The organism is Herbaspirillum hiltneri N3, assembly GCF_001267925.1.
Taxonomy (GTDB): Bacteria; Pseudomonadota; Gammaproteobacteria; order Burkholderiales; family Burkholderiaceae_D; genus Herbaspirillum; species Herbaspirillum hiltneri.
On sequence record NZ_CP011409.1, the window covers coordinates 2,494,567 to 2,517,262 of the forward strand.

Here is a 22,696-nt window from a genome sequence, read left to right on the forward strand (position 1 = left end):
CGCCGCCGTTTCGATGAAGATCGGAACGGCGGCGTTGTTGTTTGCGCCTGGTTTGTCAGGTATTAGCGGTCGATCTTGCGCGACAGCACGATCGACGTCGTGGTCTTGATGACGCCGTCGATTTCGCCGATTTCATCGAGCAGTTTGTCGAGCTGTTCGGCCGAGCTGGCGCGCAGCCAGGCAACGTAATCGAACTCGCCGCTGACCGAGCAGAGCTGCTCGATTTCCGGGATGCGGCGAAAGCGCTTGAGGACGTCGCGCGCGGTCTTGGCTTCGACCGTGATGCCGACGTAGGCGCGCAGGCCGCTGTCCATGACTTCCTGGCCGAGCTTGACGGTATAGCCGACGATGATCTGGTTCTTTTCCAGCCGCGCCAGCCGCGCCACCACGGTGGTGCGCGCCACGCCGAGTTGGCGCGCCAGATTGGCGACGCTTTCCCGCGCCGACATCTGCAGCAGCGAGATCAGCTTGCGGTCGGTGTCATCGAGCAGGTCGAGGCGGGCTTTCATGGATGCGGGCGAGGGTGGGATTAAGCGTTCAGCCGTTGAAGCGGCTCAGGAAGGATTGCGTCGCCGCTTCCTGCGGATTGTCGATCACCTGCGACGGCGGTCCGGCTTCCACCACCACGCCGTCGCGCATGAAGATCACCTGATCGGCGACTTCGCGGGCGAAGGCGATTTCGTGCGTGACCAGGATCATGGTCATGCCGTCGGCGGCCAGCGAGCGGATCACGTTGAGCACTTCGCCCACCAGCTCCGGATCCAGCGCCGAGGTGGCTTCATCGAACAGCATCACGCCCGGGCGCATCGCCAGCGCGCGGGCAATCGCCACGCGTTGCTTCTGGCCGCCGGACAGGCGTTGCGGATAGATGTCGGCGCGGTCGGACAGGCCGACTTTCTGCAGCAGTTCCAGTGCGTAGGCGCGCGCTTCCGCCTTCGGTTTGCGCAGCACGGTGAGCATGCCTTCCATGACGTTCTCGAGCGCCGTCATGTGCGGGAACAGGTTGAAGTGCTGGAACACCATGCCGGTGTTGGTGCGGAATTTGGCCAGCTCGCGGTCCTTGAGCGGCTTGGAGGCCTTCGAGCCGAACGTGAAATCCTGCGCACCGACACGGATGCTGCCATGCTCGGGCACGGTCAGCAGGTTGATACAGCGCAGCAGCGTCGACTTGCCGGAACCGGACGGACCGATCATCGCGACCACGCTGCCCTTGTTGACCTGCAGCGAGATGTCTTTCAGCACGACGTGCTCGCCGAAGGCTTTCTTCAGATTCTTGATTTCAATCATGACTTCATTCGTAGCGTGACTCATGTTCTTATGCCCCCTGTTGCGCAGTCAGGCGGTTTTCCAGGCGCTTGGCCCAGATCGTCGCCGGCAGCAGGATGAGGAAATAGATCACCGCAACCATGGTGTAGATTTCCAGCGGGCGGTAAGTTTCATGCGCGATGATCTGGCCCTGGTACAACAGGTCCGGCACCGCCAGCACCGACAGCAGCGAGGTATTCTTCAACTGCATGATGGACTGGCTCACCAGCGGCGGCGTCATGCGCTTGAACGCCTGCGGCAGGATCACGCGGCGCATCAGCTGGAAGCGCGTCATGCCCAGGGCGCAGCCCGCTTCGCTCTGGCCGACGTCGATCGAGACGATGCCGCCGCGGATGATTTCCGAATAGAAGGCGCCGCCGTACAAGGCCAGCGCCAGCAGGGCCGACGTGCCTGCGGACATCTCGATGCCGACCAGCACCGGCAGCGCGTAATAGAACCACACCAGTTGCACCAGCACCGGCGTGCAGCGGAACACTTCGACGTAGGCGCGCAGCGGGCCCGAGATGAACGGGTTGGTCGACAGGCGGCCAAGCCCGACCAGCAAGCCCAGCAACAGGCCCAGCAAAACACAGGCGACCGTGTAGGCCAGCGTGTAGCCGAAGCCCACCGCAATGACGTTGCGGAATTGCCAGAGTGCGGCGAAGTCCCAGTGATACATCGTGTTTCCTTTTCTTTTACTCTTTGGTGTCTGAATTTCCGGTTGCCTGCACGGTGCGCAGGCGAGGCAGCATGAAGCGTGCCAGTCGAAGCAGAAAAGGCGGCCGGTCTGACCAATTTTCCTCCCCCGAAAACCCCGCAATTGTAATGGAGAATACCGCCCGGGATGTAGCGGAAGCTGTTGTGCAGTGCTTTTGCGGCGGGTTTTTGACGGCGGGCTGACGGCGGCTGCGGCCCGCCGCTAGCTTATTGGTTAAAATAGCGCACGGCCGCTCCGGCCATCCCGATTCCTCATATCGTTTCCTCGTTACCCATGAATCCATCTCCCAGCGTGCAGCGCGTGATCCTGATTACCGGCGCTGCACGCGGCATCGGCGCGGCCACCGCGAAAACCGTGGCCGCCGCCGATACCCGCATGGTGCTGCATGCGCGCGCCGATTCTCCCGAATTGCAGCAGGCCGTCGCGGCTTGCCGCGAGCGCGGCGCGCATTGCGTGACGGCCTTCGGCGACCTGGCCGATACGGGTACGGCGGCGGCCTTGCGCGACGTCGCGCTGAACAGCTACGGCCGCCTCGACGCGCTGGTCGCCAACGCCGGTTTCGCCGACCGCAAGCGTATCGGCGAGCTCAATACGCAAGACTGGTCGCGCTCCATCGACGCGCTGCTGGGCGGCTTCTTCCAACTGGTTACCGCCTGCAAGGATGCCTTGCAGCAGGCGCCGGCCGGCCGCGTGGTGGCGGTCAGCTCCTTCGTCGCGCACGTGTACCGCCTCGGCGAATCGGGTTTCCCGGCGTCGGCTGCGGCCAAGGCCGGCATCGAAGCGCTGGTGAAATCGCTGGCGGTGCAGCTGGCGCAATCGGGCGCCACCGTCAACGCCGTGGCGCCAGGCTACGTGCAAAAATCCGACCCCAACAAATCCGCCATCGATCCGGCCGCCTGGGCCGCTGCGCTGGAGCGCATCCCCATGCAACGTCTCGGCCAGCCGCAGGAAATCGCCAACGTCATCGGCTTCCTGCTGAGCCCCGCCGCGTCTTATGTCACCGGCCAGGTATGGCACATCGACGGCGGCCTCACTTTATGAGGCTGGTGAAAAACACCGCTGGCTGCGTTGCGCCGTCTTGCCGTGCATTCGCACTGTCTGCGACGGCACGCCTTGCCATCGGCGCTTTTCACTAGCCTCATTATTATTTGAAATAACTCACCATGCACATCATCGTCATCGGCGCCGGCATCGTCGGCGTAACCACCGCCTATTTCCTGCACGAGAAAGGCTACACCGTTACGGTGGTCGACCGCCAGCCGGAAGTCGCGGCCGAAACCAGCGTCGGCAACGCCGGCCATGTCTGTCCGTCCTACGCCACGCCGTGGGCCGCGCCCGGCATGAAGGGCAAGTCGCTCAAATGGTCGCTGCAAAGCTGGCTGGGCATGGAGTCGGCGCTGCGTTTCACGCCGCGCCTGGACCGGGACCAATGGCGCTGGCTCGGCCAGTTCCTGTCGCAGTGCAACGCCGGGCGCTACGCCGTCAACAAGGCGCGCATGGGACGCCTGGCGCGCTACAGCCACACGCAGCTGAAAGATATTCGCGAACGCCTCGGCATCGAGTACGAACAAACCACGGTCGGCAACCTGCAGCTGTTCCGCACGCAGGAGGGCATGGACAACGCCGGCCTCGCCGCGCGCGTGCTGGCGGAAGCGGGCGTCGCTTATGAGCTGCTCGACGCCGACGCCTGCGTCGCCTTCGACCCGGCGCTGCGCGCCGCACGCGATCAACTGGTCGGCGGCATGCTGCTGCCGCAAGATGAAACCGGCAATTGCCCGCTGTTCGCCCGCGCGCTGGCCGACTGGCTGCAATCGCAGGGCGTCAGCTTCGTGCTCGGTACTTCCGTACAGCAGATCGAATACGCCGGCGGCGCCGTCACCGGCCTGCGCACCGCCAACGGCATGTTGACGGCCGACGCCTACGTGGTGGCCTGCGCCAGCGCATCGGTGGCCCTGGTCAAGCCGCTGGGTTTGCGGTTGCCGGTGTATCCGGTCAAGGGCTACGCAATCACCGTGCCGGTCAGCGACGCCACGGCGGCGCCGAAGAGCGGCGTGATGGATGAGTACTACAAGGTGGCGATCACGCGCATGGGTTCCCACATCCGCGCCGCCGGCACGGCCGAGATCGGCAGCTGGGATACGAAGGTGACGCCGCGCGATTGCGCCACCGCGATCAAGTCGCTCAGCTCGCTGTTCCCGGGCGGCGCCGACATGAGCGGCATCAGCTACTGGGCCGGCCTGCGGCCGATGACGCCGGACGGCGCGCCGCTGATCGGCGCGACTGCGTTTTCCAATCTCTGGCTCAACGCCGGCCACGGTTCCAACGGCTGGACCACGGCCTGCGGTTCGAGCCGGCTGATCGCCGACAAGATTGCCGGCGTCAACACGGAAATCGTCAGCGACGATTTAAGTCCGCTGCGAGCGTTCCAATAGTCAACGGGTAAACAGGCTGTTGATATTGTCGCCGTTACTGAAGTTGCTCAGCGCCCAGCCCGAAGCGGTCTTGTAGAAAATGAACTGCCAGGGAATCGCCTGCTTTTCGGCCTTCTCTATATAGACCAGCTTGAGCAGCGATTCGCCCACCTTCTCGCTGCGGATGAATTCGTAGCCCACCGACCCGCCGATGGTTTGCTCCAGCTGCATGCGCGACGTGCGTGCGGTGAGCCGCGCGCGGTCGAGCGTGTTGACGTCGGTCAGCGTGTACGGCGTCATGGCGGCGTAGGCGTCGTCGGTCTGGCCCTTGCCAGCGGCGGCCATGACCTTGTCGGCGAGCTGGCGCACTTCGGCTTCGCTTTTGAGCGTGTCGGCGCGGGCGGTGAAGGTGGTTGCGGCGAGCAGCGTGACCGCGATGGTGGACAGCAAGGTGCGCATGGCGCTTCTCCTGAAAAATCGGATCGCTCATTGTGCCACTGCGGCGGCCGGCAGAAAACCGGCGAGTGTAAAGCCGCGTTCGGCATGGCGTAAATCAGGGTAAAAGCGCGCGAGGCGGGGAACATCGGCGGATATGATGAATTTCACTCATCGTCGAACCGGTCGCCGCCATGATCAAATTTTTCTTCGCCTCCGTTTGCGCTGCATCCATGTCAGGCTGCGTCGTCATGTCGCCCAGTCCGATCGTGGAAGCCGCCAATCTGCTTGGCTCCGCCATCTCCGGCGTGTCGTCGATGACGCCGGCCACGCCGCAGAATCCCATCGTCTTCGCGCACGCGCCGATCAAGGAAATCTGCATCGAGTGGAACGGCGCGGTGGCGCTCAGCGATTTCGTCCCCAGCCTGCAAAGCGAACTGCAACGGCACGGCGTGCCGAGCCGCGTGTACGACGCCGGTACGCAGCCCGGCAGCTGCCCCATGACGTTGGCTTACGCCGCCTTCGTCAAATGGGACATGAAGACGTTCAGCAATGCTTACGCGCCTTACCTGACGTTTGCTTCGGTGACCTTGCGCAAGGAGGGGAGGGTGGTGGGTAGCGCGTCTTACAAGATGGGGGAGATGGCGCAGGACAAGTGGTCTTCTACCGGGAGCAAGCTGGGGCCGGTGGTGGATGCTTTGCTGATTAGCAATCCTGTGGTGGAGGCGACCAACAATGTCGGTACGCCGGTTGTGTTTGGGGGGTCTTGAATCTTTGTCGGTTGTTTCGACTGGCTTGCTGTGCGTTGATGAATACGGTTTGTTCTTCGGACGACCGTGGTTGCCGGGGGCGGCCCGGCAGCCGCTCACTTTCTTTGCTTCGCCAAAGAAAGTAAGCAAAGAAAGGCGACCGCGATTCGCCGCCCCTTCGGGGTACCCGTTGGTGCCGTACTCAAATCGGGAAGGGAAACAAACTCGCTGCGCTCAGACAAGTTTCCCTTCTTTATCCGATTTGAGTACGGCACCAACGGCGACTCATAAGCGGAACTTCTTTCTCGGCTCGCTTCGCATTGCCTTGGGGGGGCTCGCCTTCGGCATCGTGATTGCCATCTTTGGTTTGATTGATAGCGGAGAACTGTGGCTTTCACTCCACCTCCATCCCCTGGCGACGCGCAGCGAGCCAGTCTGGCCGTCCGCTTGCGAGTAGCCGGTGGCGGCAGGTGCAAATCGGATAAAGAGGGGAAACTTGTCTGAGCGCAGCGAGTTTGTTTCCCCTCCCGATTTGCGCCTGACGACGCCGGGAACCCCCGGCAGGGGGCTACGAACCAGCGGTCGCTTCTTTTGCTTACTTTTCTTGGCGAGACAAGAAAAGTGAGTAGCTGCCGGGCTACCCCCGGCGAAGGGTTGATCGAAGAAAAAAATCCAAATTACCGAAGAACCACCAGTCGGAACAAAACAAAAAAGCGCTCAGCGATTAACCAGCTCCTGCACCTCATCCCAGGTCGCCGCATAAGCCCCCGCCCGCGCCGCCGACAACGCCGCCGCCGCAGCAGCACACTGCAAATGCGTCACCACCGGCGCATCCGCCTGACGCAAGATGCTGGCGATCCAGCCTCCCATGGAAGCATCGCCGCAACCGACGGTATCAATCACCTCCACCCGATAAGCCGCTTGATCGACAACGCTCTCTCCCTTGATCCAGGACAGCCCATCGGCTCCACGCGTGAACAGGATCTCCGCCTGCGGCGCCAGCGACTTCAGCGTCGCCATCGGCTGCGCATCGTCAGGGAATAATTTCTCCAGATCTTCGTCCGACACCTTCACGTAATGCGATAACGCCAGCAGCTTGCGCATCAGCACGTGATAGCCGGGCTGATCCATCAGCTTGCGCCAGTTCGGATCGAAGGCAATGCGCTTGCCGCGTTGCGCGCCTTCGGCGGCAATCGCAAGCAGGCGAGACGCCAATGGTTCGCGCGTCAGGCTGATGCAGCCGAAGTGCAATATGCGCGCTTCATCCATCCAGCCGGAAGGCAACTTGCTCGGATCGAAATGCAGGTCGGCGCTGTCGTCGCCGACGAAGAAATAATCGGGCGGCGTGGTTGACGTCACCATGGCCAGCAGCGGCGATTTGTCGACTTGCTGGAGGTAGCGCATGTCGAGTCCCGCCTCTTGCGTGAGCACGCGCAATTCTTCGCCGAAGACGTCGCTGCTGACGCTGCCGGCATAACCGGTCGCCGCGCCAAGACGCGCGCCGACGCGCGCGACGTTCCAGCAGGCGCCTCCGGGCAGGGCGCGCCACTCGCCGCCGGGCTGGCGAATGAAGTCGGTCAGGGCTTCGCCGAAGACGACGAATTCGATGGGATGCGGCATAAATGTCTCCGTAATGCTGATGCTGAAATTGTTGTTCTGGCGCTGCGCGGAATTTAATCCTGCAACGCAAATTGCGCGCAGTACTCGTCGGTGACGAGACCCGTCAGCCAGCCGCCGCGCAAGGCGCCGCGCACCGCTTCGGCTTTCTTGCGACCGCCTGCCAGCGCGATGACCGGCTTGGGCGGCGGCGAGGTGAGCGGCGGGGTGGTGATGCGCGCGGCCAGCGGCGAACGGAGCATGTTGCCGGCGGCGTCGAAGGCGTGGCAGATCAGTTCGCCGACCGCGCCTTGATTTTGCAGCTGCGCGACTTCGTCGTCGTCGATGAAGCCGTCTTCATGCATCGCGCCTTGCAATGCAATCGTGCCGATGCCGAGGAAGGTGACGTCGGCGCGTTGCGCCAGGCCGGTGACGATCTGGTAGGCGCGATGGTTGCACCACTGCTTGCGGTCGGCTTCGCTTTCCGCCACGCGCGGCGCCGGCAAGAGGTAAAAGCGGCTCTGCATTTTTTCAGCGGCGAGCAGGGCGACGTCGTAGCGGTTGGCGGAACCGTCGGAAGCGAAGGCGCCGATCATCGAGACGATCTGGTGCTGCGGGCGTTCCATGTCGCTGATCTTTTCAATTGCGGCCTTGAGCGTGCGACCCGAGCCGACGTTGACGATCAGCGGTTCTTCCTGCCGCAGGTATTGTTCCATCAACTCGGCGCCGGCGACCGCCAGCATCTGTTGCACACCGTGTGCATCATCCCCGGCCGCGGCGTCATTGCCCGTGTTGCCGGGCACCACGCGGCAGACGTCCAATCCGTAGCGCTGTTGCAGGCCCTGCGCAAGTTCCAGGCAGGACGAGATCGGATGGGCGATCTGGACCTTGACCAGGTTCGACGCGCCGGCGTAGGCCACCATGCGCTGCGCCATCTGGCGCGAAATGCCGAGGCGCTCGGCGATTTCATTCTGGGTGTTGCCGGCGACGTAATACATCCATGCGGCGCGCGCCGCCAGATCGAGTTTGGATGGGCTGGATGACATCGGTTTTCCTTGTTGTGAACCTGCCGCGTCGCGCTGGCCGATCCGGCATTGTACGGACTTTGAGCGCCTGTTCCTGCGGGACGTCAGACGTCATTATTATCAAAATTGAACATTTGCTCAACAAAAAAGCAAATGCTTGACAATCTTTCGTCAATGTTTGATTATTTGCTCGCAAACAGATTTTTTGCTCAGAAAACTACATCGAGGCGAGGAAGGCGGCAACGCTCATCCTCAGCCCGTACACAATGGAGACAAGCATGAAACTTCGCGCCCCCGCATTTCCCTTGGCACGCCTTGCTGCCGCTATCGCCGTATTCGGTTTCGCCGGTCTCGTCACGACGCCGCTTGAGCTGATCTCTTTTCTGCTGGCGATCATCACGGTCGCGCTCAATATCCGCCAGAATCACTGGGCCTGGCTATTTTCCATTTTGTCTTCCGCCTTGTACGGCGTGGTGTTCGTCGAGGCGCGCCTGTACGGCGACGCCGGCCTGCAATGTGTGTTCGTGGCGGTGTCGGTGTGGGGCTGGTATCAATGGCTGCGCGGCGGCGAGGAGCATTTGCCGCTGAAGGCATCGGCGCTGTCGCGCCGTGGCGTGCTGTGGTCGGGACTGGCCTGGCTGGCCGGCTTCGCCGTGCTATCGGTGTTCCTGCGTCATTTCACGGATACCGACGTGCCGCACATGGACGGCTTCCTCACGGCAGGCAGCCTGGTCGGGCAATTCCTGCTGTCGCGCAAGAAGATTGAAAACTGGCTGGTCTGGATCGCGGTCGATGTGCTCTACGTCGGGCTGTATCTCTACAAGCACCTGACGCTGACGGCCATTCTGTATGGATTGTTCGTGCTGCTGGCGATCGCCGGATGGCGAGCCTGGCGGCAGGCGCCGCCGACCGCATCGTAGGTGTCGGCAACTTTCGGTTTCAGTCGGCCAGGATGACGCGGTTCTTGCCGGCGTTCTTGGCCTTGTACAGCGCCACGTCGGCACGCTTGATCAGGTCCGCCTGGCTTTCACCCGGAGCGCGATAGGCAACGCCGCCGCTAAAGGTGATCAGCAGGCGCTGGCTGTTATGCATGAAAATGCGCTTGGTCAGTTCGCGCTGCACGCGGGTGATGATCTGCATCGCTTCGGCCGGTTCGGTTTCCGGCAACAGCACCAGGAATTCTTCGCCGCCGAAACGCGCGATCACGTCCAGCTTGCGTAGCGTTTCCTTGACCACGCTCACCAGATGCACCAGCACTTCGTCGCCGGTGGCGTGACCGTGCGTGTCGTTGATGCGCTTGAAATCATCGAGGTCGAGCAGGGCGATACACAGTGGCGCGCCGAGACGGTCGGCGTTGATGATCTCGCGCTCCAGCGATTCGTCCATGCCGCGACGGTTGAGGCTGCCGGTCAGCTGGTCTTCGCGCACCAGTTCGCCCATATGGACGAGTTGGGACTCCAGCGCGGTGATGCGCGCCTCGGCCTTTTGCATTTCCTGGCGCGCATTGATCATTTCGTCGCGCGAGCGCAGCGCTTCGTCCTGGGCTTCCTTCGTCGCGTTCATGATGCCGTTGAGCACCGAGTTGAGGTCGCTGATGTCGGAGGCCTGGCTGATCTGCTGCGAGAAACTGGTGATGGTCTTGTGATAGTTGTCGGTCGTCGACACCATCGCACTGAGGCGATCGACGAAGGTCAGCATCATGTTCTTGGCAGTGACCTTTTCTTCGCTCAGCGTGTTCTTGAGCAGGCCCTGCTTGAAGATGACTTCCTTCAGGGTCTTGGTGGCATCGGCCAGCGAAGTCTTGCTGATCGGGCCGTTGATCAGCTCCTGCACGGCAGTGATCTGGCTGCTCAGCCATGAGCCTTTTTCCAGCAGGCCGTGGATGTTCTCCAGCAGCAGCTGGAACAGGCGCATCAGCAATTCCTGCTGCAGGGCGATGTCTTCGCTCTTGAGCTCGATCTGGAAGCTCATCTGCTTGAGGCGGCCGATGACTTCGTTCATGGCTTGCTCGGAGAATGCGGTCTTGAGATCGAGTCCGATCGACTTCGATTCGTTCGCCAGTTCCGGTGCTTCGATCAGCAGCGACGCCATGTTGAAGATCAGCACGCGCGCCAGCACCTCGCGCAGCATCTTTTCCTTCTTGCTATCGCGGATGAATTCGCGTTCCGGATCGATCGGCACGAGCTGGCCGTGCGGGACCAGGTTGCGCGAAGGAAAATACTGTTCGACAAAATTATCCAGCTCGTCGTTGTAGTCCTTCCAGTCGCTGCCGTTGATCGCCATCGTCAGGCGCAGTCCCAGCTTGCCGATGTCGCCCGGCTGCTGCGTCAGATGCTGGGCGAACGCGGAAAGAACGCCTTCCGGTTTCAGGTCGCTCTTGGTACCGACGATTTCTTCGTAGGCTTCGCGGTAAGCGTCGGGAGTAGGGGCAATGCGGCGTGTTGCGAGTTGCTGGAAGGCTTCTCGCGCGATATCGACGGGACTTTGAGCTGGCTTTTTTGACATGCCTGTTGGACGGCTTCTTATTCAAACGGATTGCGACTAAGTCTCGTGGCTCCCCGCCGGAGATGTCGGAATAACATCCTGGCGCCCCGGCGCTCTCTACCTGTGCAGAGCGTATTGTGTCGTTTTACTGGTTGTTTCTTTACGACATTACAACGCGTAGGACGAGACCTGTCTTTTAACGCATTTTACCGTCTGGCGGTTTACACCGGCGAACCGGTTGCGCATTTATTCGACTAAGTTGTTTTTCAGCGCATAGTGCGTGAGCTCGGCGTTGTGGCGCAATTTCATTTTGGCCAGGACGCGCGAACGATACATGCTGATGGTTTTGACCGAGAGCAATAATTCGGCCGCGATATCGCTCACGGTCTTGCCGGACGCGATCATCACCATGGTCTGGTATTCGCGATCGGACAGGGTTTCGTGCAGCGGCGTTTCATGGTCGAAACCGATCTGGTTGGCAAGCTCCTGCGCCAGCGACGGGCTGATGTACTTGCGCCCGGCGGCGACCTGGCGAATCGCGTTGATCAGTTCGGACGGCGCCGCCTGTTTGTTGAGGAAGCCGGCCGCGCCGGCCTTGAGAGCGCGTATGGCGTACTGGTCTTCGCGATGGATGGACAGCATCAGCACCGGCAGCTTGGGGATTTCCTTCTTGATCTGCTTGAGCACGTCGATGCCGGTGCGATCCGGCAGGATGATGTCCAGCAGCAGCACGTCGCAGTTGCCCAGCCGGGTCAGCTTGATGGTTTCCAGTCCGTTCTCGGCGTTGCCGACGACGATGATGTCCTTGGTGCCGCTGCAGATCTGCCGGAGGCCTTCACGTACGATCGCGTGATCGTCGGCGATTGCCACTTTGATGGCAGAACTGTTCTTTTTCGTTATTGGCATGGGGTGCTGTCTGTCTCCGGGCTGAACGTGGCGCTATTTTATAAGGTTAGCGGTGGATAGGACAGGGAGCGTCAGCCGCAATTGCGTGCCGCCGTTCTCGGCGGGCAACAGCTCCAGCGTGGCGCCGGCCAGCATGGCGCGTTCGCGCATGCCGCGCAGTCCGGATGATTGCGCTCGCGTGCCGGCGTCCTGCGGCAGGCCGACGCCATCATCGGCGATGATCAGTGTCAGCGTCCGGCCATCATGGCGCAGCCAGATGTCGACGTTGCGCGCCGCTGCATGGCGGCCGGCGTTGTGCAGCGCCTCGCGCGCGATCCGGTACAGGCTGACGCTCTGGAATGCATCGAGCAACGCCGGGGGCAACTCGCCGTCGGCGACGTCGACGTGCAGGTGGTGCGGCACGCTGGTGTCGCGTGCGAAACTGCGCGCCAGCCATTCCAGCGCAGCTTGCAGGCCCAGATCAAGTATTGCCGGATGCAAGTCGTCAATGATGTCGTGCATGGCGTCGAGGGCGCCGTCGATCAAGCCGTCGGCATGGCGCGCCTGGTCGAGCAGGGTGGCGTTGTCAGCGGGAAGCTGCCCGGCGAGTTGGGCCAGCGCCATCTTGAGCGCGGTCAGATGGCTGCCGAGTTCGTCATGCAGGTCTTTGGCGATGCGCCGGCGTTCGGCTTCCTTGATGCGTTCGGCAGTCGGGGCCGGGAGGGCGGCAGGAGTGTCGCTCATGGTGCAGTAGTAGGGAGGAGCAGGGAATCAAGCGGCAATCATAAGGCAGATGAAGCGCAAATCAGCAGATATCGGTCCGTCAATGCAACAAAATGGCGATTAAACGCCGGGCAAAGGGGGATTAATGGGCCTGCAAGCGAGTCCGGACGCGGTATGGAAGTTTTTTGGCGCAAAGGCTTCCATTTCGCCCAAAAGCGGTGCTATAATCTCGTCTTTCGCGGCTGTAGCTCAGCTGGATAGAGTACTTGGCTACGAACCAAGGGGTCGTGGGTTCGATTCCTGCCAGCCGCACCAGATATAAAGGGTCCATCGCAAGATGGGCCCTTTTGTCTTTCTGCTTCACCAAATCCCGCCAAATTCCTTCTCCCCCTACGTTTTCCTTCCGTCAGGCCGTTTGGCTCCGTTCGGGATCGTTTTACGTTGATTTGACAGAAAATATTTTCATATGTAATATTTTTCTGACATATGAAGTCGACCATCAGAAAAAGTCTTTCCGCCTTCAGCGGCGACCGGCTGCTGCAACTGCTGACGGCGCTCGACAACCCGCACCGCCTGCGCATCCTGGCGGCGCTGCATGGGCAGGGGCGCAACTACATCAGCCAGCTGGCGCGCGACCTCGGCATCAGCCGGCCATTGCTGCATCTGCATCTGCAGAAGCTGGAAGAGGCCGGACTGGTGCGCAGCGCGCGCGAGCTGTCTGAGGACGGCAAGGCGCTCAACTACTTCGAGCTTGTCGATTTTTCGTTGTCGCTGAATCCGCAAATGATCGCGGAGGCGGTACAAAGCCTGAGTGCATCAACCACAAAATCAGATTGAAGAGGATCCGCATGTCGCATTCGAGTACGTTTTTCCTGCTGTCCGTTCTGATGCTGCTGACCGTCTTGCTGGTCTTCGCGATGAAATACTGGTCGGCGGCACGCCGTGCCGACATGCAGATCGCCTACGCCAACAACTATCGCGAGCTGGCGGAAAAACTGGCGACGCTGCAAGGCGCCAGCACCAGCAAGCTCGGGGCGCTGGAGCATGACGTCGGCGACATGAATGCGCGGCTGGCGCGCATCGAAAAAATCCTGCGCGAAGTGGAATAGGAAATAGGGAATAGGCCATGATCAGCGCAAGCAAACGGCGTCACGCCGAACAGTTGTCCCAACTCCACTGGATGCGCCGGGTGTCGCTGCTGGAAGGCAGCACCTTGTTGCTGCTCGTCTGCGTGGGCGTACCGCTCAAACATGTGGCGGGTTATCCGGCGGCGAGCGCGGTGATCGGCCCGATCCACGGCCTGGCGTTCCTGCTGTACGTGTATTGCATGGCGCGCATGCTGGCGACGGGAGGCTGGTCGCGCAGCGAAATCGTCAGGCTGGTCATCGCCGCCGTGATCCCCTTCGGCGCCTTCGTCAATGAGCGTCATTTGAAGCGCAAGCAGTCAGTTCTGCTCGCGCAGGGAGAGACCGCGTGATGTATCTCTGGATCAAGGCGTTTCACGTCGCCTCCGTCGTGACATGGATCGGCGGCATGCTGATCATGGCGTTGGCGCTGCAAACCTTGCAGAAGGCGACACTGGAACGTTCTGCGGCGGAACTGCGCTTGCTGAAAGCAGTACGCCGCTGGGACCAGCGCGTGACGTCGCCGGCAATGGGGCTGGCGTGGGTGCTGGGCGTGGCGTTGGTCTATTTCGGCGGCTGGCATGCGGCGGGATGGCTGGTGGTGAAGCTGGTGTTCGTCTTGCTGCTGTCGGCACTGCACGGCATCCAGTCCGGCTACGTGCGGCGCCTGGCGGACGCGCCGGAGCAAGAGGCTTCGGCGCTGCTGAAAAACTCCGGCGCGCTGACGATTGCGGCGGTCGTGATCATTGCCTTGATGGTGGTGGCAAAGCCGTTTTGATCGCCAAGAGATTGTCATCGCGCAAAAACTGTTGCACTATTTGAAAATCCCTATATAATCGCGCCTCTTGCGGCTGTAGCTCAGCTGGATAGAGTACTTGGCTACGAACCAAGGGGTCGTGGGTTCGATTCCTGCCAGCCGCACCAAAATGAAAAGGGTCCGTCGAAAGACGGGCCCTTTTGTTTTTGATCGTATTCCCAGACCGTGGAGCATTCATGAGCGCAACCAGCAAATTTCCCTACAAGGGACAAGCCGTCTATCCGCAGGTGACGCTGCAGGACAACGGGCAATACGCCGCCTGCTTCGTCATCCGCGCAGGTTACGACGAGAGCGGCGAAGTTCGCTACGTGCGCGAACTGCCGACCACCGAATTCTCCAATGAAGACGACGCCGTCGCCTACATCCTCGATTTTTCCGCTGAATGGATTGATCAGAATCCGCTGTAACGGTACATCGGTATTGACGGTATCTATGCGTTCAATACCAGTTCGCGCGACGATGACAGTTTGAAGGTATTCACCACCGTCACCAGCGAGCCGGCCTGATCCAGCAGCGATTGCGCCGCCGCCGCGGCTTCTTCCACCAGCGCGGCGTTATGCTGCGTGACGTCGTCCATCTGCATGATGGCCTGGTTGACTTGCTCGATGCCGGTGCTTTGTTCCAGGCTGGCGTTGCTGATGTCGGCGACGAAATCGCTGAGCGTCCTGATGCTGTCGACCACCTGGCCGATGGTGGCGCCGGCTTCCTCTACCAATGTTCTTCCCGAAACGATCTTGCCGACCGAGTCGTCGATCAGGCTCTTGATCTCTTTTGCTGCGCCGGCCGAGCGTTGTGCCAGTGCGCGCACTTCCGTCGCGACTACGGCGAAACCGCGTCCCTGTTCACCGGCGCGCGCAGCTTCCACCGCGGCGTTCAACGCCAGGATGTTGGTCTGGAAGGCGATGCCGTTGATGACCGAAATGATGTCGACGATCTTGCGCGACGATTCATTGATGGTCGCCATGGTTCCCACCATCTGATTGACGGCGTTGCCGCCGGCGATCGCCACCTGCGAGGCCGAGGCGGCGAGCTGGTTGGCGTGCAGGGCGCTCTCGGCATTTTTCTTGACGGCCGAGGTGAGTTGCTGCATGACCGAGGCGGTCTCTTGCAGCGAGCCGGCTTGCCGTTCGGTACGCGACGACAGGTTGAGATTGCCGACGGAAATTTCCTTGGACGCAGTGCCGATGGTTTCGGCCGATTGCTTGATGTGATCGACTGAACGGGCAAGATTGCCTTGCATGGTTTTCATCGCACGCATGAGGCTGTTTTCATCGTTGTCGGCGAGGAGGATCGATTCCGTCAAATCGCCCGCGGCGATACGGTCGGCGACACGCACGGCATAGCCGGGTTCGCCGCCGAGCTGGCGCAGCAGGCTGCGCGTGAGCACGATGGCGGCGGCGATGCCGAACAATACGGCGGCGGCGCTCAGCGCCAGCAACACCAGCCGGCTTGAGCGATACGTGGCGTCAATGCTGCCGGCGACGCCGTCGATACCCTGGCGCTGCAGGCGCAGCAGCTTGTCCACCGAGGCCTGGTAGCGGGTGGCGCTCGGCAGGTAATTTTTCTCGAAGGCGTTTTTGGCCTGGAACAGCTTGCCTTCGGCGCGCAGCGCGAGGATGCTGTCGCCGGCTTCGTGATAGGCCTTGCGATTGGCATCGATGTCGGCGAACAGTTTTTGTTCTTCGGGCGTGTTCAGGAGGCGCTGCACTTTCGCCTGCAGGGCGGAGGCGTTCTTTGCCGCGTCGCTGGTCGCGCTTTCAAAATACCCCGCAAGACTCAGGTCGGTGCTGCGGGCGATCGCGGTGGTGCGCGTGATCGAGGTGGAAATGTTCGAATACCAATCGCTGATCAGGCGTTCCTTGGCCAGCGGCATCTGCATCATGGCGTTGGTTGCTTCGGCCACCGATTGCAGGCGCCATATCCCCATTGCGGCAACGACCGCCATCATCAGCAACACGACCCCGAAGCCCGCGGCGAAGCGCGTCCCGACTTTCCAGTTCTTCATGCGTCTCTCGTTATTTTGTGCCGGCGCCGAGCCCGATGGGCCGCGCCGGACGATATTGGATTGCCGAGGATGCTAGCACCGGAGAATGATCCGGAATAATGAAAAATAACTGGAAAGCAATATCAAAATCGGGAGAAAAGTTTCTCTTCTGTCATGACGCCGGGTTGAGCGCGCGAATTACCTTGTCGTGCACGCCGCCGGCCGTCGCGACGATGGCGGTGGCTGTCAGCGGGTTGTTGCCCTGCCAATCCGTGATGCGGCCTCCGGCGCCTTCGATGATGGGGACGATGGCCATGATGTCCCAGATTTTCAGCACCGGGTCGAGCATGATGTCGGCGCCGCCGGTGGCCAGCTGGAAGTAGCCGTGGCAATCGCCCCAGCCGCGATACAGGCGCGCTTCGCGCGAGAGTTTTTCAAAAGCGGGGCCGTTGTGATGCGTGAAGATGTCCCAGTGATCCGTCGCCAGCAGCATGGCGTCGCCGACGTCGGCGCAGGCGCGCATGCCGACCGGCTTGCCGTTGAGCGTGGTGCCGCCGGCGCTGCCAATCAGCAGGTGTTCCATCAGCGGGCTGTGCAGTGCGCCGATGATCGGACGACCCTGGTGCATCAGCGAAATCAGCGTGCCGAAAATATAGCAGTTGGAGACGAAGGCCTTGGTGCCGTCGATGGGATCGAGCACCCAGCAGTAGTCGGCGTCTTCCCGATAGGCACCGTGCTCTTCGCCGATGATGCCGTGCTGCGGATAGCGCGCCATGATCGCGCTGCGCAGGGCGAGTTCGGTGTCGCGGTCGGCAGCGGTGACCGGCGAGTGATCGGACTTGGATTCGACTTCGATGCCGCTGAGGTAGTGGCTGCGGATGATGGCGCCGCTGATCGAGCAGAGCTCGCCGATGAAAGCGCTGAATTCCTGCAACTGCGCGGCGTCGATGGATTTGGTGAACAACGGGGCGGGCGACAGAAAATCAGGCATGGCGATCTCGGGGAAATTCAGGCGTGGGCGCACAGTGTCAGGTAGCGCGAGAAATGGGCATAGTCCGGCGTCGCCAGGTCGGCAGTCTTGGCGAGGTCGTCCCAGCGCCGCAAGCGGGTGGCATCCACTGCATGCGGCATGGCGATGAAGTCTTCCGCCTGCTGCCGGTCGAAGACCCCGCCTTGCAGCTGCAGGCTGCGTACGGAGTCCGCCGACAGGGATGAAAAGTACGCCGGCTCCACCGCGCACAGATAGCGCTTGGCGTCGACGTGCAGACGTATCGGCGCCAGCACCTCTTCGCCGAAGATGGCGCGCAGGAAGGGCAGGATGCGGTATTGGTGCAGATCGTCGATGCCGCTGGCCGTCGGCGTGTCGTGGATGTCGTAGCCGGCGGCGGCGTTTTCCAGCATGTGCCCGAGGTCATGCAGGAGCGCGGCGGAGATCAGCGCGGGCGAGGCATTCTCACGCTCGGCCAGCGCGGCGGTTTGCAAGGCATGTTCGAGTTGTGTCACGGGTTCGCCGGTGTACTGGGCGTGGCCGTGGCGGAGAAAGAGCCGTTCAATGTCGGGGAGCGTCAGGGACATGATGTGGATGTGCGGGACGGATGTGGCGATCGGGAAAGGCAGGGGGCATGAAGCCCACATGATAGCGGCGCGAGGCGGCCTTATTGTGACAATTCCATGACCGCATGAAGCCCGTGCGGATACAGGGCAGACAGGCGCGTGTTCGCGATGCTGCGTGAAGACTTGTTAATAACCGTAACAGTTTGTAATAGCGGTAGATGCAGGGTGGTACGGGGTATATCTTACGAACTCCCCCCTCTAATTCACCCCCCTGAATTAGATTTAACCCGCGCCGCAAGGCGCGGGTTTTTTATTGCCCGGTCGGTTTTTGCCGGCGATTTCGCGCGCGCTCCCTCATGAATTTCCCGTCTGGCGCTGATACATACTCCCATATGATGCTATAATTTAATGGTAATCATTATCATCTAATGCGTGGGAGAAAAATCTTATGATCGGTATCAAGAAAATCGCAGTAGCCGCCGCCATGTTCGCAGCCTTCTCGGCTGCCAGCGCCGCCGAATATCCTATCGGCAAACCACAGATTCAGAACGGCATGGAAGTCAGCGCGGTCTACCTGCAACCGATCAAGATGGAACCGGACGGCATGATGCGCAAGGCAGAGGAGTCGGACGTCCACCTGGAAGCCGATATCCGCGCCGTCGCCAAGAATCCGAACGGCTTTGCCGAAGGCGACTGGATGCCGTATCTGGTCATCAAGTTCGAACTGGCCAAGGCCGGTTCGACCAAGGTCATCAAGGGCGACATGATGCCGATGGTGGCCAGCGACGGTCCGCACTACGGCGACAACGTCAAGCTCGACGGTCCGGGCAAGTACAAGCTGAAGCTGACCATCTCGCCGCCATCTGCCAACGCGCATGCTCACTTTGGCCGTCACGTCGACAAGGAAACCGGTGTCGGCGCCTGGTTCAAGCCGTTTGAACTGACCTACGATTTCACCTTCGCCGGCGTCGGCAAGAAGGGCGGCTACTAATCAGCGACTGAGCTGTTTTAGCGAGAGCGCATGCGCAGCCTCATTGCGCATGCCGAATTGACCGGCCTTGCCTTGCGCAAGGCCAAGTAGTTTGGGAGCACTGGATGTCCTTGCGTAAATCGCAACCTTCACGAATTTTGGCGACCTTGATCGGCCTGGCCTGCTCGTTGTCCGCCGCCACCGCATTTGCTTCTGATCTGCTGACATTCAAGCTTGAGATGGCGGACGGCAAATTCAATCCTGCGCGCATCGAAGTCCCTGCAGGACAGCGCATCAAGATCGAAATCCACAACGTCGGCAAAACCGCCGCCGAATTCGAAAGCGTGGAACTGCGCAAGGAAAAAGTCCTGGCGCCGGGCGCGCAGTCCTTCGTCGTGATCGCTCCCCTGCGTCCGGGCGAGTACAAGTTTTTCGACGATTTCCATCTGAACATGCCGCAAGGCGCCATCGTCGCCAAATAAGCGGCGTGGGGCGGTGATCGCGGTGACCGGCAATATGCAATTGAAAGGGATGTAATGGGGCAGGTGTTATTTATCGTCTGGCGTGAAAGCGTCGAGGCCTTGCTGGTGGTCGGGATTCTGTATGCCTGGCTCAATAACGGCGATGCCGCCGCACGTCGCGGCCTGCCGTATCTGTGGGGCGGCGTGGCGGCAGGCGTTGTGGCTGCACTGGCGCTGGGGGCCGCCTTGCTCGGTTTCAGCGAACTCCTGTCCGGTGACGCCCAGACGTATTTCCAGATCGGCATGGTGCTGGTTGCCGCGGTGCTGATCGTGCAAATGGTGTTCTGGATGCGCAAGCACGGCCGTACTCTCAAGCGAGACATGGAAAGCTCGCTGAAAGCGAACTATGCCACCGGCAACTGGTGGGGTGTGTTCCTGCTGGTGGCGCTGGCGATTGCACGCGAGGGCAGCGAGACTGCTGTGTTCCTCTACGGAATCGGCATGGGCGAGCAGGATGCCAGCCGTGGCGCGCTGATTTTCGCCGGCGCGCTCGGTTTCGGCCTGGCGTTCCTGACCTTCTATCTGCTGCAATTGGGCGGCAAGGTTTTCTCATGGCGCCGTTTCTTCCAGGTGACCGAAATCATCCTGTTGCTGCTGGCGGCCGGGTTGTTGCTGACCGGGGTCGAAAAGCTGCTGGACCTGCTACTGGAGAGCTCCGACTGGTTCGCCTCGCTCGGCTTCGTCTCGAGCCTGACTGCGCCCGTCTGGGACACCAGCTGGCTGCTGGATGATTCGAGCACTGCAGGCAGCCTGGTGTCGACGCTGACGGGCTATCGCGCCCGCCCGGCGCTGATGAGTGTTGCCATTTATGTCATATATTGGCTTGTGGTATCCTCCGCGCTTGGCAAGTCGAAATCGACACAAGTTAATAATAAGCAAGCAGCATAAGGCGATATGAGCACCAGTACGCTTCCCAATACCCGTCTGGCGCGGACGGGTGACTGGATGCGCCGCAACGGCGCATTGATCCGCGGTATTCAATGGATCGTCGTCCTGGTGTACGCCGTGCTCATCCTGGTCCCCATTTTCCTGCCGTTACCGGACGAAACCGCGCATATCTGGTCCAACCTGACCCTGATTGCGCAGTTCTGCTTCTGGGGCATCTGGTGGCCGTTCGTGTTGGTCAGCATGGTGCTGATGGGCCGTGTCTGGTGCGGCGTGCTGTGTCCCGAAGGTGCATTGACCGAGTTCGCCAGCAAGTTCGGCAAAGGCCGTACCATCCCGCACTGGATGCGCTGGGGCGGCTGGCCCTTTGTCGCGTTTGCACTCACCACGATTTACGGCCAGATGGTCAGCGTCTACCAATATCCCAAGGCAGTATTGCTGGTGTTGGGAGGATCGACGCTCGGCGCCATGATCGTCGGTTATCTGTACGGCCGCGAAAAGCGCGTCTGGTGCAAATACCTGTGCCCGGTCAACGGCGTGTTCGGCCTGCTCGCCAAGCTGGCGCCATTCCATTACAAAGTCAACGAAGACGCCTGGCGCGCTTCCTACGACACCCACGGCAAGAAGACCATCGCCGTCAATTGCGCGCCGCTGGTTCCCTTGCGCAACATGAAGGGCGCTTCCGATTGCCACATGTGCGGTCGTTGCAGCGGCCATCGCGATGCGATCGCGCTGACATGGCGCGCACCGACCGTCGAAATCGTCAAGGTCGGCCGCACCAACAACAACCTGTGGGAAAGCGCGCTGGCGCTGTACGGCCTGTTCGGCATCGCCATCGGAGCGTTCCACTGGAGCGCCAGCCCCTGGTTCGTCGAGGCCAAGCAATTCATCGCTACCTGGCTCATCGATCGCGACATCATGTGGCCGTTTGCGACCAACGCGCCATGGTGGCTGCTCACCAATTATCCGCAACAAAGCGACGTGTTTTCCTGGCTCGACGGCGGCCTCGTGGTGTCTTACATCCTGGCCACCGCCGCCGTGCTCGGCACCGCGCTGACCGCCTTGTTCGCGATCAGCAATCTCGTGCTCGGTCCATGGAGCCGCTCCCGTTTCAATCACCTGGTGCAGGCGGCGATTCCGCTGGCCGGCTGTGGCGTGTTCGTCGGCTTGTCGGCAACTACCATCAGCCTGCTGCGTGCGGAACATTGGCCGGTGGACTGGGCCAATGACGTACGCGCTGCCTTGCTCACCGTCATGACCTTGTGGAGCGTGCTGCTGGCATGGAAAGTCGTCGGCCAGCACACCGAGGCGTTCTCGCGCCGCGTGCTTGCCATGCTGCCCGTGATCGGTGCGCTCGCGCTGGTCAACTATGCGTGGCTGCTGATGTTCTGGATCTGGTGATTTCTACCGGATTTCCCCCGTTTCGCCGCTTTGCAGGACTCGCGTAAAATAGCGGGTTTGGTCCGACAGGACCTCGTTTTTGGAACCAACCTGCAAAGATTCTTATGGCGCGCCCCCGTTTCCTTCCCGACAATCTGACGCTGATGCTGTTTGCGGTGGTTCTCACCGCCAGCATTTTTCCCTGTACCGGCGTGGTCGCCGTCGGCTTCGACTGGCTGACCACATTCATGATCGGCCTGCTGTTTTTTATGCACGGCGCCAAGTTGTCGCGCCAGGCGGTGATCGCCGGCATGGTGCACTGGCGTTTGCACGTGACGGTGCTGCTCTGCACCTTCGCCGTGTTCCCCTTGCTCGGCCTGGTCCTCAAGCCTGCCTTGCTGCTGGTGATCACGCCGGATCTGTATCTCGGCATCCTGTTCCTGTGCGTGCTGCCGTCGACGGTGCAGTCCTCGATCGCTTTCACTTCGGTCGCGCGCGGCAACGTGCCGGCGGCCATCTGCGCCGCGTCGGCCTCCAATTTGCTGGGAATCTTCCTGACGCCGCTCATAGTCGGCGTCATCATCGTGGCGCACAGCGCCGGGCATTCCTCGCTGGATTCCATCCTGAAGATCGTCTATCAGTTGCTGTTGCCGTTCGTGGCAGGCCAGATCGCCCGTCCCTGGATCGGCGCCTGGATGGACCGCAACAAGTCCTGGCTGCGCTGGGTCGACCAGAGTTCCGTCCTGCTGGTCGTGTACGTGGCGTTCAGCGAAGCCGTCAATCAGGGCTTGTGGCGCCAGGTGCCGCCGGTCATGCTGATCAGTCTGATCGTCATCAGCGCCTTGCTGCTGGCGATCATCATGGCGATCACCACGTTCGGCAGCCGTCGTCTCGGCTTCAACAAGGAAGATGAAATCACCATCGTCTTCTGCGGCTCGAAAAAAAGCCTTGCCAGCGGCGTTCCCATGGCCAAGGTCTTGTTCGCCAGCCAGACCGTCGGCATGGTCCTGTTGCCGCTGATGTTGTTCCATCAGATTCAATTGATGGTGTGCGCGATATTGGCGCAGCGTTACGGCAGTCGTCCGGACCAGGCGAAGCCCGCTGGCTGAGCAGTACTGCCGCCGTTCAAA

At 61.2% G+C, this 22,696-nt stretch carries 26 protein-coding genes and 2 tRNA genes; 16 read left to right on the forward strand and 12 right to left on the reverse strand.

What is annotated here, in order from left to right; genetic code table 11:
* Nucleotides 1-62: 62 nt before the first annotated feature.
* The 3 genes from F506_RS11325 to F506_RS11335 are packed head-to-tail and all read right to left on the reverse strand — an operon-like array spanning nt 63 to nt 1,984.
* On the reverse strand, nt 63-509 hold the full coding sequence (locus F506_RS11325) for an Lrp/AsnC family transcriptional regulator (protein ID WP_053197525.1): 447 nt from the start codon (nt 507-509) through the stop codon (nt 63-65).
* Between the two features lie 28 nt (nt 510-537).
* Nucleotides 538-1,311, reverse strand: a complete 774-nt coding sequence (locus F506_RS11330; RefSeq protein ID WP_053197527.1) for an amino acid ABC transporter ATP-binding protein — start codon at nt 1,309-1,311, stop codon at nt 538-540.
* A gap of 4 nt (nt 1,312-1,315) precedes the next feature.
* Entirely contained in the window at nt 1,316-1,984 is a 669-nt protein-coding gene (locus F506_RS11335) for an amino acid ABC transporter permease (protein WP_053197528.1), read from the reverse strand.
* Nucleotides 1,985-2,296: 312 nt separating this feature from the next.
* On the opposite strand from F506_RS11335, the gene F506_RS11340 reads away from it, so the two are divergent.
* Together F506_RS11340 and F506_RS11345 are read left to right on the forward strand one after the other, a co-directional pair.
* The gene (locus tag F506_RS11340) at nt 2,297-3,064 is read left to right on the forward strand and encodes an SDR family NAD(P)-dependent oxidoreductase (protein WP_053197531.1); all 768 of its coding nucleotides are present in this window, start codon (nt 2,297-2,299) and stop codon (nt 3,062-3,064) included.
* Nucleotides 3,065-3,186: 122 nt separating this feature from the next.
* Nucleotides 3,187-4,455 (forward strand): D-amino acid dehydrogenase, encoded by a 1,269-nt coding sequence (locus tag F506_RS11345; protein ID WP_053197533.1) that lies wholly within the window; start codon nt 3,187-3,189, stop codon nt 4,453-4,455.
* Here F506_RS11345 and F506_RS11350 read toward each other — a convergent pair whose 3' ends face one another.
* The gene (locus F506_RS11350; RefSeq protein WP_053197535.1) at nt 4,456-4,893 is read right to left on the reverse strand and encodes a hypothetical protein; all 438 of its coding nucleotides are present in this window, start codon (nt 4,891-4,893) and stop codon (nt 4,456-4,458) included.
* A gap of 227 nt (nt 4,894-5,120) precedes the next feature.
* Between F506_RS11350 and F506_RS11355 the strand changes: the two genes are divergently transcribed.
* Nucleotides 5,121-5,639, forward strand: coding sequence for a cell division protein FtsI (locus F506_RS11355; RefSeq protein WP_407638181.1), 519 nt, complete (start codon nt 5,121-5,123; stop codon nt 5,637-5,639).
* A gap of 696 nt (nt 5,640-6,335) precedes the next feature.
* On the opposite strand, the gene F506_RS11360 is transcribed toward F506_RS11355, so the two are convergent.
* Together F506_RS11360 and F506_RS11365 are read right to left on the reverse strand one after the other, a co-directional pair.
* A complete protein-coding gene (locus F506_RS11360; RefSeq protein ID WP_053194933.1) occupies nt 6,336-7,238 on the reverse strand; it encodes a carbohydrate kinase family protein in 903 nt (300 codons plus the stop codon).
* Between the two features lie 53 nt (nt 7,239-7,291).
* On the reverse strand, nt 7,292-8,260 hold the full coding sequence (locus tag F506_RS11365; RefSeq protein ID WP_053194934.1) for a sugar-binding transcriptional regulator: 969 nt from the start codon (nt 8,258-8,260) through the stop codon (nt 7,292-7,294).
* A gap of 257 nt (nt 8,261-8,517) precedes the next feature.
* Between F506_RS11365 and pnuC the strand changes: the two genes are divergently transcribed.
* Complete coding sequence (pnuC, locus tag F506_RS11370; RefSeq protein ID WP_235471133.1) at nt 8,518-9,159, forward strand: nicotinamide riboside transporter PnuC; 642 nt, start codon at nt 8,518-8,520, stop codon at nt 9,157-9,159.
* 19 nt (nt 9,160-9,178) lie between these two features.
* Here pnuC and F506_RS11375 read toward each other — a convergent pair whose 3' ends face one another.
* From F506_RS11375 to F506_RS11385, 3 genes are all read right to left on the reverse strand, one after another.
* A complete protein-coding gene (locus F506_RS11375) occupies nt 9,179-10,744 on the reverse strand; it encodes a GGDEF domain-containing protein (protein WP_053197539.1) in 1,566 nt (521 codons plus the stop codon).
* A gap of 225 nt (nt 10,745-10,969) precedes the next feature.
* Nucleotides 10,970-11,629 carry a response regulator gene (locus F506_RS11380; protein ID WP_200907667.1) on the reverse strand — a complete coding sequence of 220 codons (660 nt, stop codon included), beginning with the start codon at nt 11,627-11,629 and terminating at the stop codon, nt 10,970-10,972.
* Nucleotides 11,630-11,662: 33 nt separating this feature from the next.
* Complete coding sequence (locus F506_RS11385) at nt 11,663-12,352, reverse strand: sensor histidine kinase (protein ID WP_053197541.1); 690 nt, start codon at nt 12,350-12,352, stop codon at nt 11,663-11,665.
* Nucleotides 12,353-12,569: 217 nt separating this feature from the next.
* Between F506_RS11385 and F506_RS11390 the strand changes: the two genes are divergently transcribed.
* The 7 genes from F506_RS11390 to F506_RS11420 all read left to right on the forward strand — a co-directional run bounded on the left by F506_RS11390 (nt 12,570) and on the right by F506_RS11420 (nt 14,679).
* Nucleotides 12,570-12,646: transfer RNA gene (locus tag F506_RS11390), tRNA-Arg, on the forward strand.
* Nucleotides 12,647-12,817: 171 nt separating this feature from the next.
* A complete protein-coding gene (locus F506_RS11395; protein WP_053197544.1) occupies nt 12,818-13,168 on the forward strand; it encodes an ArsR/SmtB family transcription factor in 351 nt (116 codons plus the stop codon).
* 11 nt (nt 13,169-13,179) lie between these two features.
* Nucleotides 13,180-13,440: a hypothetical protein gene (locus F506_RS11400; protein ID WP_053197546.1), complete on the forward strand. Its 261-nt coding sequence runs from the start codon at nt 13,180-13,182 to the stop codon at nt 13,438-13,440.
* Nucleotides 13,441-13,457: 17 nt separating this feature from the next.
* Nucleotides 13,458-13,808, forward strand: coding sequence for a DUF3817 domain-containing protein (locus F506_RS11405; protein WP_053197547.1), 351 nt, complete (start codon nt 13,458-13,460; stop codon nt 13,806-13,808).
* Nucleotides 13,808-14,233, forward strand: coding sequence for a CopD family protein (locus F506_RS11410; protein WP_053197549.1), 426 nt, complete (start codon nt 13,808-13,810; stop codon nt 14,231-14,233). The genes F506_RS11405 and F506_RS11410 overlap by 1 nt, the downstream gene beginning before the upstream one ends.
* Nucleotides 14,234-14,302: 69 nt before the next feature.
* Nucleotides 14,303-14,379, forward strand: a tRNA-Arg gene (locus tag F506_RS11415).
* Nucleotides 14,380-14,448: 69 nt separating this feature from the next.
* Nucleotides 14,449-14,679 (forward strand): hypothetical protein, encoded by a 231-nt coding sequence (locus F506_RS11420; RefSeq protein WP_053197551.1) that lies wholly within the window; start codon nt 14,449-14,451, stop codon nt 14,677-14,679.
* Between the two features lie 23 nt (nt 14,680-14,702).
* On the opposite strand, the gene F506_RS11425 is transcribed toward F506_RS11420, so the two are convergent.
* The 3 genes from F506_RS11425 to F506_RS11435 all read right to left on the reverse strand — a co-directional run bounded on the left by F506_RS11425 (nt 14,703) and on the right by F506_RS11435 (nt 17,831).
* Nucleotides 14,703-16,277 (reverse strand): methyl-accepting chemotaxis protein, encoded by a 1,575-nt coding sequence (locus tag F506_RS11425; RefSeq protein WP_053197554.1) that lies wholly within the window; start codon nt 16,275-16,277, stop codon nt 14,703-14,705.
* A 151-nt stretch (nt 16,278-16,428) separates the two neighbouring features.
* Entirely contained in the window at nt 16,429-17,247 is an 819-nt protein-coding gene (locus F506_RS11430) for an inositol monophosphatase family protein (RefSeq protein WP_053197555.1), read from the reverse strand.
* A gap of 17 nt (nt 17,248-17,264) precedes the next feature.
* On the reverse strand, nt 17,265-17,831 hold the full coding sequence (locus F506_RS11435; RefSeq protein WP_053201501.1) for a phosphonate degradation HD-domain oxygenase: 567 nt from the start codon (nt 17,829-17,831) through the stop codon (nt 17,265-17,267).
* Nucleotides 17,832-18,258: 427 nt separating this feature from the next.
* Between F506_RS11435 and F506_RS11440 the strand changes: the two genes are divergently transcribed.
* From F506_RS11440 to F506_RS11460, 5 genes are all read left to right on the forward strand, one after another.
* Nucleotides 18,259-18,801: an iron transporter gene (locus F506_RS11440; protein ID WP_053197557.1), complete on the forward strand. Its 543-nt coding sequence runs from the start codon at nt 18,259-18,261 to the stop codon at nt 18,799-18,801.
* A gap of 104 nt (nt 18,802-18,905) precedes the next feature.
* The gene (locus tag F506_RS11445; protein WP_053197560.1) at nt 18,906-19,262 is read left to right on the forward strand and encodes a cupredoxin domain-containing protein; all 357 of its coding nucleotides are present in this window, start codon (nt 18,906-18,908) and stop codon (nt 19,260-19,262) included.
* A gap of 54 nt (nt 19,263-19,316) precedes the next feature.
* Nucleotides 19,317-20,189: an FTR1 family iron permease gene (locus F506_RS11450; RefSeq protein WP_053197562.1), complete on the forward strand. Its 873-nt coding sequence runs from the start codon at nt 19,317-19,319 to the stop codon at nt 20,187-20,189.
* Nucleotides 20,190-20,246: 57 nt separating this feature from the next.
* A complete protein-coding gene (locus F506_RS11455; protein ID WP_053201503.1) occupies nt 20,247-21,587 on the forward strand; it encodes a 4Fe-4S binding protein in 1,341 nt (446 codons plus the stop codon).
* 104 nt (nt 21,588-21,691) lie between these two features.
* Nucleotides 21,692-22,675: a bile acid:sodium symporter family protein gene (locus tag F506_RS11460; RefSeq protein WP_053197564.1), complete on the forward strand. Its 984-nt coding sequence runs from the start codon at nt 21,692-21,694 to the stop codon at nt 22,673-22,675.
* The last annotated feature ends 21 nt before the right edge of the window (nt 22,676-22,696 follow it).

What these genes read in the sequence shown, in the direction of transcription:
- F506_RS11400 (WP_053197546.1), top strand. Translation starts at nt 13,180, where the DNA reads ATGTCGCATTCGAGTACGTTTTTCCTGCTGTCCGTTCTGATGCTGCTG.
- F506_RS11365 (WP_053194934.1), bottom strand. Translation starts at nt 8,260, where the DNA reads ATGTCATCCAGCCCATCCAAACTCGATCTGGCGGCGCGCGCCGCATGG.
- F506_RS11335 (WP_053197528.1), bottom strand. Translation starts at nt 1,984, where the DNA reads ATGTATCACTGGGACTTCGCCGCACTCTGGCAATTCCGCAACGTCATT.
- pnuC (WP_235471133.1), top strand. Translation starts at nt 8,518, where the DNA reads ATGAAACTTCGCGCCCCCGCATTTCCCTTGGCACGCCTTGCTGCCGCT.
- F506_RS11430 (WP_053197555.1), bottom strand. Translation starts at nt 17,247, where the DNA reads ATGCCTGATTTTCTGTCGCCCGCCCCGTTGTTCACCAAATCCATCGAC.
- F506_RS11345 (WP_053197533.1), top strand. Translation starts at nt 3,187, where the DNA reads ATGCACATCATCGTCATCGGCGCCGGCATCGTCGGCGTAACCACCGCC.
- F506_RS11385 (WP_053197541.1), bottom strand. Translation starts at nt 12,352, where the DNA reads ATGAGCGACACTCCTGCCGCCCTCCCGGCCCCGACTGCCGAACGCATC.
- F506_RS11325 (WP_053197525.1), bottom strand. Translation starts at nt 509, where the DNA reads ATGAAAGCCCGCCTCGACCTGCTCGATGACACCGACCGCAAGCTGATC.
- F506_RS11410 (WP_053197549.1), top strand. Translation starts at nt 13,808, where the DNA reads ATGTATCTCTGGATCAAGGCGTTTCACGTCGCCTCCGTCGTGACATGG.
- F506_RS11445 (WP_053197560.1), top strand. Translation starts at nt 18,906, where the DNA reads ATGTCCTTGCGTAAATCGCAACCTTCACGAATTTTGGCGACCTTGATC.
- F506_RS11460 (WP_053197564.1), top strand. Translation starts at nt 21,692, where the DNA reads ATGGCGCGCCCCCGTTTCCTTCCCGACAATCTGACGCTGATGCTGTTT.
- F506_RS11330 (WP_053197527.1), bottom strand. Translation starts at nt 1,311, where the DNA reads ATGAGTCACGCTACGAATGAAGTCATGATTGAAATCAAGAATCTGAAG.
- F506_RS11450 (WP_053197562.1), top strand. Translation starts at nt 19,317, where the DNA reads ATGGGGCAGGTGTTATTTATCGTCTGGCGTGAAAGCGTCGAGGCCTTG.
- F506_RS11425 (WP_053197554.1), bottom strand. Translation starts at nt 16,277, where the DNA reads ATGAAGAACTGGAAAGTCGGGACGCGCTTCGCCGCGGGCTTCGGGGTC.
- F506_RS11340 (WP_053197531.1), top strand. Translation starts at nt 2,297, where the DNA reads ATGAATCCATCTCCCAGCGTGCAGCGCGTGATCCTGATTACCGGCGCT.
- F506_RS11375 (WP_053197539.1), bottom strand. Translation starts at nt 10,744, where the DNA reads ATGTCAAAAAAGCCAGCTCAAAGTCCCGTCGATATCGCGCGAGAAGCC.
- F506_RS11455 (WP_053201503.1), top strand. Translation starts at nt 20,247, where the DNA reads ATGCGCCGCAACGGCGCATTGATCCGCGGTATTCAATGGATCGTCGTC.
- F506_RS11405 (WP_053197547.1), top strand. Translation starts at nt 13,458, where the DNA reads ATGATCAGCGCAAGCAAACGGCGTCACGCCGAACAGTTGTCCCAACTC.
- F506_RS11360 (WP_053194933.1), bottom strand. Translation starts at nt 7,238, where the DNA reads ATGCCGCATCCCATCGAATTCGTCGTCTTCGGCGAAGCCCTGACCGAC.
- F506_RS11350 (WP_053197535.1), bottom strand. Translation starts at nt 4,893, where the DNA reads ATGCGCACCTTGCTGTCCACCATCGCGGTCACGCTGCTCGCCGCAACC.
- F506_RS11435 (WP_053201501.1), bottom strand. Translation starts at nt 17,831, where the DNA reads ATGTCCCTGACGCTCCCCGACATTGAACGGCTCTTTCTCCGCCACGGC.
- F506_RS11395 (WP_053197544.1), top strand. Translation starts at nt 12,818, where the DNA reads ATGAAGTCGACCATCAGAAAAAGTCTTTCCGCCTTCAGCGGCGACCGG.
- F506_RS11420 (WP_053197551.1), top strand. Translation starts at nt 14,449, where the DNA reads ATGAGCGCAACCAGCAAATTTCCCTACAAGGGACAAGCCGTCTATCCG.
- F506_RS11355 (WP_407638181.1), top strand. Translation starts at nt 5,121, where the DNA reads ATGTCGCCCAGTCCGATCGTGGAAGCCGCCAATCTGCTTGGCTCCGCC.
- F506_RS11380 (WP_200907667.1), bottom strand. Translation starts at nt 11,629, where the DNA reads ATGCCAATAACGAAAAAGAACAGTTCTGCCATCAAAGTGGCAATCGCC.
- F506_RS11440 (WP_053197557.1), top strand. Translation starts at nt 18,259, where the DNA reads ATGATCGGTATCAAGAAAATCGCAGTAGCCGCCGCCATGTTCGCAGCC.